The sequence below is a fragment of the Xenorhabdus sp. TS4 genome (assembly GCF_014467265.1).
In the GTDB taxonomy this organism is placed as follows: Bacteria; Pseudomonadota; Gammaproteobacteria; order Enterobacterales; family Enterobacteriaceae; genus Xenorhabdus; species Xenorhabdus ehlersii.
Genome location: NZ_NKHQ01000015.1, coordinates 25,470 through 40,975, shown reverse-complemented (window position 1 = coordinate 40,975; position 15,506 = coordinate 25,470). Strand labels below are relative to the sequence as shown.

The window sequence follows — 15,506 nt, the reverse complement described above, 5'->3', positions numbered from 1 at the left end:
TATGTCATGTTACTTATATTCACCAGAAGAGCTACCAAAAGGATTCAATTTTCCATCGCATTTTTTGGAAATAGTAACTCAAGAATCTATTTTGGATTTAGAACCTTGGTGGTTTTTGTGCGAATTTGAAAAATTCGCTAAATACTGGTTGTCTGAAATGAATACGCAATATCCAGAAAGGCAACTCATACCATTTGCAAAAATATCTTATTCTGATGATATTGCTTGCTTTGATGGCTCTGATGTCTCAGGTGATCCAAAAGTATTTTTTATCCATGCTTTTGCGTCAACTGGGTGGGAAGATAGAGGGAGCCTTAATAATTTTGATGAGTGGCTAGAATTAGCAAAGGAAGAATCAGTGCGTTATAAAATAGATCAGCAAGCAGAGTAACAAGTGAGACTTTGCTAATTAAGGTTGTACAAATAGCGTTAAGATCCCAGCCAAGCACTGGGATTCTCCCTTTAACGGTTAGCCGTTTTCAACAAGCCGGATAATCAACTGCCCGTGCTCAACACTGACCTGTACTGGCTGCCCGGTCGCAAAGCCCGCTTCTTGCAGCCAGTTCCCTTTTAAGTGCAAACTGGGATGCTGGCTGTAATAGCGGGTCATGCCAGTGTGGCGGTCGGCGTGACACCGGCTGATATAGCCGACTTTATAGCGGCGTTGCGCTTTCGAACTGCCTGAATTTACATTACAATCGCGTTCAGCCATAGCTAACTACCTCTGATAGTGGGTTGTGGTTAGCAGCGTTATCCGGGTGGCAGCCCGGTAATGCTGCGTTGATAAAAGTCGTCTCTTCTGTAGCCAATGTCTTCTACGATGTCAGTAACTGCGTCATCTTGGAACGTTTAAGTAAACTGTCCATTAATACAATCAGCGCCTGCTGATCTTCATCCGAAAGCGAATCCATCTGAGTCACGAGCGCCTGTAAACGGGGATTATGTATCTGTGGTGGTGCCATCGGTTCCAGCCCGACGAGTGCATCCAGGCTACTCTGTAATACCTGAGCGATCCTGACCACAGCATCTAGTTGGGGAACAGAAGCCCCCCGTTCCCAACGGTTATACACCCGGCGATCGACATTGAGCAGTTCAGCGAGTCTGGCCTGTGTCATTTTACGGGCTTCTCTAGCTTCCTTTAGTCGCTTGGCAAACAGTTGCATATCTTCCTCACAAATCCAGTTCGGTAATGAGGTGTGCATTGTAAGCCCTCCTTTTTAATTGCTTGACTCAATAGCTATATTATAGTCTCATATTAATGCTACTACAATGTCTATTGACAGGTTTTTATAGGAGGTCACTGATGACCCGCGTTCCCGATACCGATTTAGCCCGCTTAAAGCAAACCGTCTCGTTGCTGGGGCTGGCGCGTAAGCAAGGCCGTGCGATGAAAAAACGCGGTGAGGATTATGTGCTGCGCTGTCCGTTCCATCACGAGAAAACGCCCTCAATGGTGATATCGCCTGCCAAGAATCTGTATCACTGCTTTGGCTGTGGCGCGGCGGGGTCGGTGCTGGACTGGGTGATACAAACAGAAGGCGTCACGCTGAAAATCGCTATCCGCCGGCTGCGGGAGCTGGCCGGGCTGCCGGACATGGACAATGCAGTTGTGGCCGCTTCTTCTTTAGCCGCCCCGCCGGGATCACAGGGCGCACCTCTGCCGAGCCCGAAACTGGCCGACCTGGACGATGACGGGCAGGCGCTGTTGCATCAGGTGATTGATTTTTATCATCAGAACTTACTGGCGTCACCGGAAGCCAAAGCCTGGCTGGCACGACGCGGACTGCATCATCCTGAACTGGTCAGCCACTTTAAGCTGGGGTATGCGGGTCATCACGGTATCAGCGGTTCCGCGGGGTTGTTGCCGTCCAAAGACAGTCAGGAAGGTCAGCAGTTGCGCGGCAAGCTATCGGGGCTGGGCGTGTTGCGTACCACCACCCGGCAGGACCACTTCCGGGGCTGCGTCGTGGTGCCGATAATCGGCTGGGCCGAATCGGCCAGTGTGGCCAGCCGCGGGCGGGTGCTGCAACTGTATGGCCGCCGAACCCAGCCGGATTACAAAGTGCTGAAAGACAGCCCAAAGCATCTGTACCTGTCCTCACCCCTGGCCGGGGTCTGGAATGAGGCAGCGATGAAAGCCGCTGCGGAAATTATCCTGTGCGAAGCGCTGATCGATGCCATGACCTTCTGGTGTGCCGGGTTCCGTAACGTGATTGCCGCGTTCGGGGTGAACGGGTTTAACCATGAGCACCTCGAAGCTTTGCAGTATCACGGCGTGAAGCGGGTGCTGATTGCCTTTGACCGGGACGAGGCCGGAGACCGTGGCGCGGCTAATGTGGCCGCTGATTTACTGGAAGCCGGTATCGAGGCATGGCGGGTGCAGTTCCCGCCGGGCATGGATGCCAATGACTATGCGCTGAAAAGCGGCAACGCCGAACATGCGCTGGGGCTGGCCTTGCAACAAGCGGTCTGGCTGGGACAGGGAACAGCGCCGGGCGCGGTGTTCAGCCATGAGCGGCCCGTATCGCCGGCTGTGACGGAAAAGTCTCAAAGTGCCGATGTGGCTAAACCTTCTTCTTTAGCCGCCCCGCCAGAGCTGACCGTTGCACCCGTGCCCTGTGAGCGCACGGCCTGCGGTGAACTGGTGATGAAAAGCGGCCCCCGGGTCTGGCGGGTACGGGGGATGAAGAAATCGCCGGTGCCCGATGTGATGAAAGTCAATGTGCAGGTGCGGGATGAAACGTCCGGCCTGTTCCATGTGGATACACTGGACATGTATCACGCGCGGCATCGTCAGAACTACATCAGCACGGCGGCGCAAGAGCTGGAATGCGAGCTGTCGGTCATCAAACGCGAAGCCGGGCGGGTCTTGCTGATGCTGGAGCAGCAACAGGATGCCGAGCAGCAAGCGGAGGCCGAAGCCTCAGGGACAACGGCGGTGACGGTCAGCGCGGAAGATGAAGCTGCCGCGCTGGCGTTGCTGACATCGCCGAACTTAACAGAACAGATTATCAACAACATGGCCGCCTGCGGCGTGGTCGGCGAATCCACCAATCTGCTGACCGGGTATCTGGCGGCAGTCTCGCGCAAACTCGATAAACCGCTGGCCGTGCTGATACAAAGCAGCTCGGCGGCAGGGAAATCTTCCCTGATGGAGGCGGTGCTGAACCTGATGCCGGAAGAGGAGCGTATCCAGTACTCGGCAATGACCGGGCAGAGCCTCTACTATCTGGGGGAAACCAGCCTGCAACACAAAATACTGGCGATAGCCGAAGAGGAAGGCGTGCGGCAGGCGGCCTATGCCCTGAAACTGTTGCAGTCCGACGGCGAGCTGAAAATCGCCAGCACCGGTAAGAACGAACAGAGCGGCGAACTGGTGACGCGGGAATACAAGGTACAGGGACCGGTGATGCTGATGTTAACAACGACGGCCATTGATGTGGATGAAGAGCTGTTAAACCGCTGTCTGGTGCTGACGGTCAACGAATCGCGCGAGCAGACGCAGGCCATCCACGCGATGCAGCGGCACCGCCAGACGCTGGCCGGGTTGCTGGCTGACTCGGAGAAAAGCTATCTGACGCAGTTACACCAGAACGCCCAGCGCCTGTTAAGGCCGCTGAAAGTGGTGAATCCCTACGCCCATCAACTGACGTTCCTGTCAGACAAAACCCGGATGCGGCGCGACCATATGAAATACCTGACGCTGATACAGGCCATTGCCTTGCTGCACCAGTATCAACGTGAAGTGAAGAAAACCACGCATCGCGGGCAGGTGATTGAATATATCGAAGTGACGAAAGACGATATCCAGCTCGCTAACCAACTGGCACATGAAGTTCTGGGGCGCACGCTGGATGAAATGCCGCCACAGACGCGCAAGCTGTTACTGCTGATACAAGAGATGGTGAACGCACAAGCGCAAATCCAGCACTGCCAGCCAAATGAAGTCCGCTTTACCCGGCGAGATATCCGTGCCTTTACCCACTGGAGCGACAGCCAGCTTAAGAATCATTGCCAGCGTCTCACCGAAATGGAATACCTGCTGTTGCATGGCGGCAGCCGGGGACATCTGTTGCAGTATGAACTGCTGTGGGACGGGGAAGACAACGGCGCAGCCCACCTGTGCGGCCTGCTGGAGGTGGAGGAGCCGGCGGTAGAAACCGCCGGCGGTGAACGCAAGTCTGAGCCGAAAGGTCGCAAGTCTTCCCCAAGTCTTGGGCAAGTCTGGCCTAAGTCTGGGGAAGAAAAACCCGCGTCAGCCCAAGCAGAACAAGGGCAGGCGGGGACACAAGTCCGGGCAGATGAACCCGCGGTTATTAAGGAAAATAATCACGGAAACGCCTTGCCTGTGCCTGACAGGGATAAAACGCCGGAAGCCACCCCGACAGGTCATGAGAGCAAGTCTGACTTAAATAAATGCAAGTCTGACCGGGAAGACAGTAAGTCTGCCTCAAGTCTGGGGCAAGTCTGGGGAAGAAAAACCCACGTCAGCCCAGACAGCACAAGGGAAAACAGGGGCACAAGTCCGGGCGGATGAAAACGCAATAATTAGAGGCAAAAATAAAATGGCCCCGTCGCCCGCTGCCTCAGCCGCTCATCCCCCCGCTGAAACGGAGATAAATCATGGCAAACCGTAAACCCCGCAGGGGAAGCCTGCTGACCGTGGATGAAGTGTACCGTAAACCTGTCGGGCCGGCGCACGACCCGAAGAGCCTGTATGCGTTGTTGCTGCGCTTTGTGGTGTGGCGGCAGGAACGTAACTGGTCAGAAAGCACACTGAAAGTACAGACGCACCATACTTACCACTTTATCCTGTGGGCAACCGAGCGCGGTTTATACTACGCCGCGGATATCACCCGGCCGATACTGGAGCGTTACCAGCGTTATCTGTATCAGTACCGCAAGACCAACGGTGAACCATTAAGCACCCGGACGCAACGTACCCAACTGGAGCCATTGAAGGTCTGGTTCAAATGGCTGACGAAACAAAATCTGATACTGGCAAACCCGGCGGCGGACCTTGAACTCCCCAGACTGGAAAAGCATCTGCCGCGCTATATTCTGACCATCGATGAAACCGAACAGATACTGGCGCAGCCTGACCTGACGACGTTGCAGGGGGTACGTGACCGGGCGTTGATGGAGTTGCTCTGGTCAACCGGGATGCGTCGGGGCGAATTAACCCGGCTGGATGTGTACAGCGTTGACGGAAAACGCAAAACCGTGACCGTCCGGCAGGGCAAAGGCAATAAAGACCGGGTGTTGCCCCTAGGTGAACGGGCCTTAAGCTGGCTACAGCGCTATCAGCAACAGGTACGGCCACAACTTATCGTCAATCCTGACGTCAAGGCATTATTCGTGGCAATGGATGGGCTGGATGGCTTACAGGCCAACGGTATCAGCAATCTGGTAACAAGTTATATCAACGCGGTGGGTATCGAGAAAAAAGGTGCCTGTCACCTGTTCCGGCACGCGATGGCAACCCAGATGCTGGAGAACGGGGCGGACCTGCGCTGGATACAGGCCATGTTAGGCCATGCCAGCGTGGAATCCACCCAGGTGTATACGCAGGTCTCTATCCGGGCCTTGCAGGCGGTACATGCCAGCACCCACCCGGCGGAACAAATGGCCGACGAAAAAGTCAGCGACGCCGATGAGGTGGGTTTACTGGCCGACCTGTACGCCGAAGACAACGCCGACACGCCGCCGGACAGCCCGACGCCGACCTGAAACCTCAATATCCGCTGACCGTCCGCACGCCCCCGTTAAGCTGGGCGGGTTCGGTGTGGGGGCAGACCGTGGCCGGACTGCCCGTTAGCATCGGCGCACGCGGGGGTAAATAGTCGTCAGGCGGCGCAAGCCCCGGCGTCCCCGTTGAGCCGGTCCTGGCCGCCCAACGCCTATTGAACATAATGCGGGGGGAATTATACGCACTGCGCCGGTAAGCCCGGGCAACCGCCTGAGCATTGATGAGCGGCTTAATGCGTATAATTGGCATTATGTCTTGCGCCCCCGCGGGTCGGCATTGCGGGGAGTGGCGCACAAGGCTGACGCCTTATGCTCTAACCGACTGAGCCGGACATCGGCAACTCTGAGTTCTTCTTTAGCTGCCCTGCAACCGTTGGGCCAACCCCCCTAAAGGCAAGTCGGCCTGCGGCCTCCGCTCATTAACTTCCCCCCGCCCCAACCCCGCTGCACTGGCTGCGCCCGGTTCGCAGTCGCAGGCTCCTTGCTCATTCCCGTGCTCGCCATCGCCGCCCCGTGCAGCCCCCAGGGGCTTCCCTGAACAAAACCTCGTGGTCATGCAAGGCCATGCGCAACCCGAAGCCACGGTGCCCCCGAGCGTCGCAGGGGCGCCGCTTGCGGGCTCTATGCCGCCCGCGCCCGCAGAACGGGTGCCCGCCGCCCAAACAAGTTGGGCGACGTTCGCCCGTTGCCGAAAAAGCCGCTACACTGGCAATGGCACGGCAGGAAAAACCGGCGTTCAGGGGTGAAAAGCGCGTCAGGGGGTTTTGGGTTCGGCGACAAAGCAGCACGGGAAAAAACGGGTTGTAACTGACTGAGGGCATTAGGAAAATCGGTGACCGGCGGTCAACTTCGCAATGGAATGGGTTGTTGTTGAGAATAACTATCTCAAAGCCAAACAAATCTCCTCATGGTTGGAAAAGTTCAATGCTGCTTCTACGGAAGAAGAAAAAGATCGCTTAGTTAAAAGTATCAATACAGCAGACCAGAGCCAGCAAAATAAAGCGACAGAAACCCGGATCACCAAAGAATACCTGATGCAACAACAGGACGAACTTATCAAACTGGTTCAATCACCGGACTGTAGTGCGGATTGTACAAAACTGGCAGAACATAGCCTTAAGCAACTTAACCCAATCATTGATAACTACGAAGTGCTACAGAGAAGAAATAACATTCCGCGGGCGGTAGTTGCAACGACAATGATTGCTGCGCCTTGGGCGAGCAGATCGGTGGCACCTTTATTGGGTGACGGGGTAGGCAGTATGATGCTCAGAACGGGTACGATAGGAGACCATAAAAAACCTTGGGGCACTGTGTTAAATAGACGATAGAATGAGCAAAGGAACATCATTTTATCAGACACCTCACCATGAAAAATTATATCGTGAAAATTGCCCTTCGGGGAATCAGTCCTATGCTCTGGCGTCGATTCAGGCTGTCAGGCAGGACTTCTTTAGCGGCTTTTCACTATATCATTCAGATCGCGCAAGGATGGCAGGATGATCACCTGCATCAATTCCGTATTTATGGTAAAAATTACGGCATTTCGTACTCCGGCGGGATTGCATTTTCTGATAACCCTTACAAAATCGCGCTGGATGACTTTGAATTTGATGCCGGTGATCGCTTTACTTATGAATACAATTTTTTTGAGCACTGGCTTCACGATATCCGTATTGAAACTATTCTCGAAAATTCTAATCTAACGTCTCCCTTTTGTCTGGCCGGAAACCGAATGCCCGGGGCGACGTTAGCCGATGAAGCCGATAAAACACTGGCACTGTTCAACGCGATTATTCACGCTGATGAAACGACCACAGTCGGAGAGATCCGGCCATTGGTTGAGGCACTTGATGCCGTCAGATTCAACCGCCGAAAGATTAATCGCCAATTAAGTCGGCTCAATCTTGATTCACCAGAACTGGAACCCATCGTGATAGGGCTGTAGCGGATAGGGTGATCGGTATCCATAAAGGTATACCTTTTCATCCGTGCTGAAAACAAGACCATAACACTCTATAAACCTCGAAAAAGTTAATTTTATAGAGTATTCTACAAATCTTTATCAGGTTTAAAGACTTTTGAGGTTAGTATGCTCTATGCCTATATTCGGGTGAGTTCGGTTGACCAACATGTTGAGCGCCAGAAAGAAGCGCTGTCTTCATCCGGTATTAAAATTGATAAAATGTATGTCGAACAGGCCAGTGCGAAAAACATCAACCGGCCACAACTTCAGGCTATGCTTCAACAGGTCAGAACCGGTGACACGATTGTTGTTCACTCCATCGATCGGTTATGCCGCAATATGATGGATATGTGTAGCCTGACCCTGCGTTTACGCCAGCAAGGTATTACACTGATATTCCTGAAAGAGCAGCTTACGTTTAGTGCTCACGAGAGCACGCCCATGCAAGAATTGCAACTGCATATGATGTCGGCCTTCAGTCAGTTTGAACGGGCACTCATTCGGGAGAGGCAAAACGAAGGGATCGCCGCAAAAAAACAGCGCGGGGAACGAACGGGCAGGCCGCCTGCGGATATCAGTAAATTACCTCAAATAGACGCGTTAAGAGCAAAAGGTATCAAGTTAAAGCTGGCCTGCGATAACGTAGGATTAGGTGTTTCTACGTATTATAAATTGCGTCACCAGCTAAAAAACGGGGGAATACAGTAGCCACAACCCCGGGAGGACAGCATCATGCAATTCACAATCCAAATCGCGATGGTCGATAAATCGGGGCATCGCCATACTGAGAAGTTATTCACGATAGAAAAACAGTCCGACGCCCCCAATGACATTGGACTTTCCCTGTCTGAATCTAAATTACTTTTGAACGCTATCCAGCAATCAGTGATCCAGAAATTTGGATGAACATCGCACTTGTCCTTGCTGTCAGCGAAACCGGCGAATAAAAGGCAAACAGACAATCCAGTATCGAACCTTGTTTGGCATTATTCCCGTGGAGGGATTTCGGGTTTACCGGTGTGCTTGTGAAAAACATTCAACCCACACCGTTAGCTTGCTCAATCACTGGTGTGATACGCATACTCACCCGGAACTCAGGTATATAGAAACCCGGTGGGCTTCATTGATGTCTTATGGATTGACCGCCAATCTTCTCAAAGATATTCTGCCGGTGGGTGAACGCTGTAATGCCGCCACAGTCAGAAACCACCTCTGCCAGACCGCTAAAAGACAAGAGGCCGAATTAGAGGGGTTGCCTGATTTTCTCCCCGGCGATCCCAGAGAATGGGAAAAATTACCCAAACCGGGAAAACCGATGGCGGTGGGTATTGATGGGGGGTACGTCAGAAACCGGGACGACAGAAAACATCATTTCGAAGTCATCGCCGGAAAATCATTCGCAACTAATGTTCCGACCAAACGTTTTGGTTTTGTGCAGTGTCTGGAAAATCATCCCCGAAGAAAACTCATTGCCCAGTTATCTTCACAGGGAATGCAGGCTAATCAACAAATTACTTTCTTATCAGATGGCGCTGATAACCTCAGGGGTCTGCAATTTAATTTGTACCCTGAATCCCAGCACGTGCTCGACTGGTTTCATATCACAATGCGCCTGACCGTCTTAAAACAATATGCCAAAGGGGTATCAAAAAACGCCCCTGAACTCGGTGCAGAATTATTAGACGTTTTAACCAGCACAAAATGGTCTATCTGGCATGGGAATGTCAATAAGGCATTAGAATATTTGGATCATTGTGCCTTGATATGTGATGACGATACATTGCATTATGAAAACCATAAATCGCTGTTAAAACATCTTGATGAAATGTATACCTATATTGAAAATAACAGCATGATGATCCCGAATTATGGTGAAATGTACCGATATGGTGAACCGATCTCCTCGTCATTTGTTGAATCGGCAATCAATGAAGTTATCGCTAAACGTATGGTGAAAAAGCAGCAAATGCAATGGAGCCAACCAGGCGCACATTATTTACTCCAGACACGCACAGCGGTACTTAATAATGATTTAAAAGCCCGATTTGAGTATTGGTATCCGGGAATAAAGTTAGGTGAAGAAATGGAGCGCTATTTGACAGAAGCTGAAGCTATTGCGGCATAAGTGCCCCACACATTTTTATGGTCTCCTTGCAATAAAACGTTGTGTAAAACCGGCTTCTTTTAAGCTGAAAATCTGATATCTTTCTATTTCGGTCAGTTGTGTATAGGCCATAGTGCATTTTCCTTTGGCGAGAAAGATGCCTACTATAGCAACTGATCGCCTTTTTCAGAAATTGCACTTATTGGGCGAATCCAAGATACTTTAAATTATTTTAATAAATAAACTAATCGTCACTTCCAATTACTCAGTAATTTAAAATACTCACGGGGTATATTATGTTTAATAACAGTAATAACAGTAATAACAGTAATAACAATAATATAAATAATATTAATCTAGATGGGTTAGATAGGTTGAGAAAAAGATGCTATTCCCTTGAAAGAGTCACCAATCATCAACATTTACGTCATTTCCCTTATACCTTAAATTGTAATAAAATGAAGCGAGTAGAACTAGATGAACTAATAACAACCATGAACAGGTTTGGAATGAATCCAGTTAGCAAATACAATTGGAAAAGAGCTATTGAATTATTAGTTAAAATAAATGCTCAAGAGAATGATTGTGATTTAGAACTTTTATCTAAAAAGTTAGAAAGTGAACATAAAAACAAGGGGTTTTTTACTAAAGTTGGATGTCTCCGATCTATAAATAATACATTTAATGGAGCGATTTCTAAAATTTTTGGAGTTGGTGGAGTAATACTTTGGGAATTTAGCCAAGTTGATCAAAATTACATTAATAAAATAAATTTTGAAGATCAATCTAAAATAAATAAAGAAGAATTAGAAAGGCTGATAAATGAACAAAATTATTATATATTTTGTGCTAGACTTTCTTCTATTATTGAAGGTTCTGTTGCTCTACTTTTTGGAGTGATTGTTCATAAAATTGTAGAATGTTTTATTTGTAAACTTGATAATATAAGTGAAAATGACGTTGGTTTTATATCAGTATGGGTTACCAATATTCTTAAAGAAAGATATATGAAAGAAAAAGAACTAAAAATTTCTGGAAACATTAGCGAACGATCTATTCCTAAACTAGCTTTTTATACGGAAAATAGTAACAATTATCAAGTATACGTTCCAGATAATATATCTTATATAGAAACTATTTGTAATATCTACTATGAAATGTATCAATCAAGAAATACGCAAGAATTATCAGAAGTAGTTAACAGACCCATACGTTATTAAATATAGTTTTAACCTCTTTTAACCTCTTTTAATCTCTTCAAGTTCAACAAGGGGCTAGTAGGTGGAAGGCCTCACTGCGTAAAACCTTCCACCGCCTGCAAGCGTGTTTTAACTGGTGTTGTTCTTTACCGGTCGGTACAACTTCAAAAAAGCAAGTAAGAATACGATTAACATTTCTGCACTGGCTGACCTGTTGGAACAGCACTTAAGACAATTGGCTGGTGACTCACGTTCTGCTGACGTGAAATTGCATGACTCAGGCTAAGTACCAACGCCCCCGAACTCGGTGCAGAATTATTAGACGTTTTAACCAGCACAAAATGGTCTCTCTGGCATGGGAATGTCAATAAGGCATTAGAATATTTGGATCATTGTGCCTTGATATGTGATGACGATACATTGCATTATGAAAACCATAAATCGCTGTTAAAACATCTTGATGAAATGTATACCTATATTGAAAATAACAGCATGATGATCCCGAATTATGGTGAAATGTACCGATATGGTGAACCGATCTCCTCGTCATTTGTTGAATCGGCAATCAATGAGGTTATCGCTAAACGTATGGTGAAAAAGCAGCAAATGCAATGGAGCCAACAAGGCGCACATTATTTACTCCAGACACGCACAGCGGTACTTAATAATGATTTAAAAGCCCGATTTGAGTATTGGTATCATTGGTATCCGGGAATAAAGTTAGGTGAAGAAATGGAGCGCTATTTGACAGAAGCTGAAGCTATTGCGGCATAAGTGCCCCACACATTTTTATGCTCTCCTAAATGACTCGCAGTCAGAAAACTTATTACAGGTTCGGCCAGCCATGTATCAAGGAACGCCTGCTGGTGATGTCAAAGCAGTCTACTGGAATAATTCAGGAGAGTTTTTGTTATTACCTCACGATGATTTAGCTCAACTTAGCGATCCTCGACAAAATGATTTTGAGATTCAGAGTGTCAAGCGTGTCATGGCCGTCAATTTTTATGCGGAAGTCCCACAAGGGGGCGGGCAATTGAAAGTGTGGAATATTGACCCTGATATGGAATCTCGTTCTGCTCTTGGACTCATCCACAGTGGTTTTCCTTATCCTACAGATCTACTCGAAGAACATGAGAGTATGGTCATTGATATAGCCCCAGGGGATTTAATTTTACTAAATGGCAATTTGATACATGCTGTTTTAACTGGAAATGCCAATCAATTGCAGAAAAAACGGCTACTCATTACATGCTTTATGGGACGTCACGAAGATGGCGATCTTATTTGGTGGACATAAGTTCTGAAAAATATTGTCGATGATATGACGTGAGACTGCCCGAAATGAAATTCGGGCAATCTATCAACGACTAAGTACGTTACTCTACATCTATCTTGATTGGGCAAACAAAACCATCAGGCTTTATAGCCAACAAATCACATCTTAGTTGATCGATGACATGTTCGGCAGTATTGCCAAGAAATGCGGCTGATAACCCAGTTCGACCAAGAATACCTAAAACAACCACACCAGCATTGAGTTCATCACATATTTCAGGGATGACTTTTTCTGGTATACCTTCATGAACGTGAGTTTGCTGCTCATCAATATAGAATTTCTGTCTCAACTCTTTCATGGCGATCAAATGTTGGCCGCGCAACGCCTGGTTATACACATTAGGGTCAAAGTCAGGTAATTCAGTTGCAATATTTAAAGGCGCGACTGGATAAGCGCTAACGAGATGGATCAGCGGGTCTTTTACAATTCGATTGGCAAGTTCTTGTGTCTCACGCACCAATTTCAGATTCAATTCATTATGGTAAGGTTCTTCATTAGATAAATTGACAGCAACAACAGCAGAACCATTTTCTGGCCATACTTGATCTTTTACCATCCAGACTGGGCAAGGGCACTTACGTAACAGATGCCAGTCAAGTGGAGTAAAAATAATCGATTCCAATCGGGAATGTTGATGTGTCATTTTCAATAATAAGTCGTGATTTCCAGTAATAACTTCTTGAATGATGGCTTCATAAGGACGATTATGCCAAACCACTTTGATCTCAATATCAATGCCTGATTCAAGGTAGTAATGGGCTTGCTGTTTTATCCAAGCGACCCGTTGGCCTATGACACCTTTTCGCATAGCATTTCTTTCTTCTGGAGAAAGTAAGGTGGTCATTTCATATGAAAAGTCATAAATAGGTAAAAACGCTTTAATCTGCCCACCACTGCGTTGCACGATATAGACTGCGCGCCTTAATGCGGGCTGATCATCCTGATTAGGGTCAATTGCAACCAAGAGGTTTTGGTAGTTTGCCATATTGAGTTCCTCGCAGAGTCTGAATGCCTCTTTCGTACAGAAGATAAACCAATATAAACAACTATAACAGGATAAGAGTAAGCCAGATCAGCAAAATATAGTGATCTGGCCTAAAATTTAACTAACGTTAGGACGCATTAGCAGGGGATTTGCCAGCCAACTCTGTCAATTTATTCATATCTTCGATTGCAATATATTTACCTTTGACAGCTAAAATTCCATTTTTCTGGAAGCGGCCAAGCAGGCGACTAATTGTCTCAACAGTCAAGCCTAAGTAATTACCAATATCACCGCGTGTCATAGTAAGGCGGAATTCACGAGGTGAGAAGCCGCGTTGTGAAAAGCGGCGTGACAGGTTGTAAATAAAAGCAGCCAATCTCTCTTCTGCGTTCTTTTTGGAAAGCAGTAGGATCATTTCCTGGTCACCTTTGATTTCTCCACTCATCAAACGCATCATTTGCTGGCGGAGATTAGGCATTTTTCCAGAAAGGTCATCCAGCGTTTCAAATGGGATTTCACATACCATTGAAGTTTCCAAAGCCTGGGCAAAGCTTGGATGTTCAGTATTAATGATGGCGTCAAATCCAACTAAATCACCAGCAAGGTGGAAACCTGTAATTTGTTCATCACCTTCTTCGGTAATAGTATAGCTTTTGATGGTCCCAGAGCGGATGGCGTAGAGTGATTTTAGTGCATCACCGGCCTTAAATAACGTTTGCCCTTTCTGGATAGGTTTCTTACGTTCAATGATGTTATCAAGCTGATCCAGTTCATGTTCATTTAAGGTGAAAGGAATGCAAAGCTGGCTAATGCTACAATCCTGACAGTGGATTGCACAACCACCAGATTGAATCCGACGAATAATATGTTTTTCCGGGATCATAGGGAATGCTCATTAGAAGTGATTGATATGTGTAAATTTAACATATTTAGGTTGCTCTGATAAGAGCAAGATACTGCCATTAATCGCGGTATTTATCATCACTGGTGGAAAGATAAAATTTTTTTGTATTAACGTTGAACTTGCGTAAAATTTTAGCTATTCAATATAATATCTCAATCAAACTGAAATTAAATTAATAATATATGGATATAATACGCATAAATGATGTTATTTGGTTACAGATAGATGGAATAGGGTTGTGACATGAGTGAATGGTTATTAATTGCATTTACAATGATAGTACAGAGCTCGGTGGGGCTTGTCTTGATGAGCGGGCTTTATACTTACTGGATTAAGCATGAATTAAACACATGGCAACATTCAGTGACCATTTTTGTGCAAAAAATATTACTAAGAACATTACTAGTCAGTAGCGCATTGGCAGGGATAGGGTTAGCTGCTTCTTTGAACATTATAGAATACCCATTCAGCGTTTATCACACTTTGCAGAACATAATACATGAATGGGTAAACATAGAAACAATTTTTGCTGTCATCTATTTTGGTTTGCTGGTCTTATACACACTTTTTTTTGTGATCACAAAACGCGCATGTTTTTATATTATGCTGGCAATTGGGGTTATTGGTTTAATTGATCTTTATTATATGGCAATTATTTATGTTAATAGCGCTATGATTACTTGGGCAAACATTAACACCTATTTTTTATTCTATAGCGCAGTATTTACGTTAGGGCCTGCATTGGCGCTGTCGTTTATTTCCTATCCACTAGGAAAATATCTTCGAGGAATATTACCTATCAAATTAGTAATGGCTGCTTTGCTGGTTGTTTTCATTAGCGTTACCATGCGACTGATTGAGCAACCAGCCTATATGGAGTGGCTATCGGAAATCACAATCGTTAATGATAATGTTATTTTTCCACATCGAGCTGAATTCAATATCAAAAGCGCCTTTGGATTAAGAATGCTTTCATGGTGTTTGTATATTATTGCAATGATAATCTGGACTTATTCCCTATGGAAAACAAGAGATAATCCATTGATTAACAATAACTATTCTATTCCCATCGGAGCAGCCATCATGTTTGTTGCAGAAGTGATCAATCAATATACATTTTTTATTATGTGAAACATATGATACGCGATGCTCGACTTTAACATCTTATAACGTTGGCTTGTTGAAGCCAGTCGCGTTGACTTTTACCTTGTTTAAAATTGGCAAAAATACCCAACGTGTGAGAAAGAAGTTTTCTAGCAATTCG

The 15,506-nt window shown here is 46.9% G+C and carries 13 protein-coding genes and 3 pseudogenes; 12 read left to right on the top strand and 4 right to left on the bottom strand.

Annotated features, from left to right (window positions below):
- Position 1: 1 nt before the first annotated feature.
- Positions 2-391: a hypothetical protein gene (locus tag Xets_RS09610; RefSeq protein WP_040153636.1), complete on the top strand. Its 390-nt coding sequence runs from the start codon at positions 2-4 to the stop codon at positions 389-391.
- Positions 392-469: 78 nt separating this feature from the next.
- Here Xets_RS09610 and Xets_RS09605 read toward each other — a convergent pair whose 3' ends face one another.
- Both Xets_RS09605 and Xets_RS09600 read right to left on the bottom strand, forming a co-directional pair.
- A complete protein-coding gene (locus Xets_RS09605; protein WP_187651516.1) occupies positions 470-712 on the bottom strand; it encodes a SymE family type I addiction module toxin in 243 nt (80 codons plus the stop codon).
- A 103-nt stretch (positions 713-815) separates the two neighbouring features.
- Positions 816-1,202, bottom strand: a complete 387-nt coding sequence (locus Xets_RS09600) for a helix-turn-helix transcriptional regulator (RefSeq protein ID WP_187651515.1) — start codon at positions 1,200-1,202, stop codon at positions 816-818.
- Positions 1,203-1,303: 101 nt separating this feature from the next.
- On the opposite strand from Xets_RS09600, the pseudogene Xets_RS09595 reads away from it, so the two are divergent.
- The 10 genes and pseudogenes from Xets_RS09595 to Xets_RS09550 all read left to right on the top strand — a co-directional run bounded on the left by Xets_RS09595 (position 1,304) and on the right by Xets_RS09550 (position 12,314).
- Positions 1,304-4,637, top strand: a pseudogene (locus Xets_RS09595) (CHC2 zinc finger domain-containing protein).
- Complete coding sequence (gene xerC / locus Xets_RS09590) at positions 4,624-5,730, top strand: site-specific tyrosine recombinase XerC (protein WP_187651514.1); 1,107 nt, start codon at positions 4,624-4,626, stop codon at positions 5,728-5,730. The pseudogene Xets_RS09595 and the gene xerC overlap by 14 nt, the downstream one beginning before the upstream one ends.
- A gap of 630 nt (positions 5,731-6,360) precedes the next feature.
- On the top strand, positions 6,361-6,555 hold the full coding sequence (locus tag Xets_RS09585) for a hypothetical protein (protein ID WP_187651513.1): 195 nt from the start codon (positions 6,361-6,363) through the stop codon (positions 6,553-6,555).
- A 47-nt stretch (positions 6,556-6,602) separates the two neighbouring features.
- Positions 6,603-7,079: a hypothetical protein gene (locus Xets_RS09580; RefSeq protein WP_187651512.1), complete on the top strand. Its 477-nt coding sequence runs from the start codon at positions 6,603-6,605 to the stop codon at positions 7,077-7,079.
- 38 nt (positions 7,080-7,117) lie between these two features.
- Positions 7,118-7,696, top strand: a complete 579-nt coding sequence (locus tag Xets_RS09575; RefSeq protein WP_187651511.1) for a plasmid pRiA4b ORF-3 family protein — start codon at positions 7,118-7,120, stop codon at positions 7,694-7,696.
- Positions 7,697-7,840: 144 nt separating this feature from the next.
- Complete coding sequence (locus Xets_RS09570; RefSeq protein ID WP_086110552.1) at positions 7,841-8,422, top strand: recombinase family protein; 582 nt, start codon at positions 7,841-7,843, stop codon at positions 8,420-8,422.
- Between the two features lie 24 nt (positions 8,423-8,446).
- Positions 8,447-9,839, top strand: a pseudogene (locus Xets_RS09565) (ISKra4 family transposase).
- Between the two features lie 275 nt (positions 9,840-10,114).
- Positions 10,115-11,038 (top strand): hypothetical protein, encoded by a 924-nt coding sequence (locus Xets_RS09560; protein WP_187651510.1) that lies wholly within the window; start codon positions 10,115-10,117, stop codon positions 11,036-11,038.
- A gap of 261 nt (positions 11,039-11,299) precedes the next feature.
- Positions 11,300-11,791: pseudogene (locus tag Xets_RS09555) on the top strand (ISKra4 family transposase); the annotation flags it as partial.
- Between the two features lie 70 nt (positions 11,792-11,861).
- Positions 11,862-12,314, top strand: a complete 453-nt coding sequence (locus tag Xets_RS09550) for a hypothetical protein (protein WP_255430590.1) — start codon at positions 11,862-11,864, stop codon at positions 12,312-12,314.
- Positions 12,315-12,393: 79 nt separating this feature from the next.
- On the opposite strand, the gene uspE is transcribed toward Xets_RS09550, so the two are convergent.
- Positions 12,394-13,338, bottom strand: coding sequence for a universal stress protein UspE (gene uspE, locus Xets_RS09545; RefSeq protein ID WP_099132201.1), 945 nt, complete (start codon positions 13,336-13,338; stop codon positions 12,394-12,396).
- Positions 13,339-13,465: 127 nt separating this feature from the next.
- Positions 13,466-14,221, bottom strand: coding sequence for an FNR family transcription factor (locus Xets_RS09540; RefSeq protein WP_099132200.1), 756 nt, complete (start codon positions 14,219-14,221; stop codon positions 13,466-13,468).
- 264 nt (positions 14,222-14,485) lie between these two features.
- Between Xets_RS09540 and Xets_RS09535 the strand changes: the two genes are divergently transcribed.
- Positions 14,486-15,373: a DmsC/YnfH family molybdoenzyme membrane anchor subunit gene (locus Xets_RS09535; RefSeq protein WP_187651509.1), complete on the top strand. Its 888-nt coding sequence runs from the start codon at positions 14,486-14,488 to the stop codon at positions 15,371-15,373.
- The last annotated feature ends 133 nt before the right edge of the window (positions 15,374-15,506 follow it).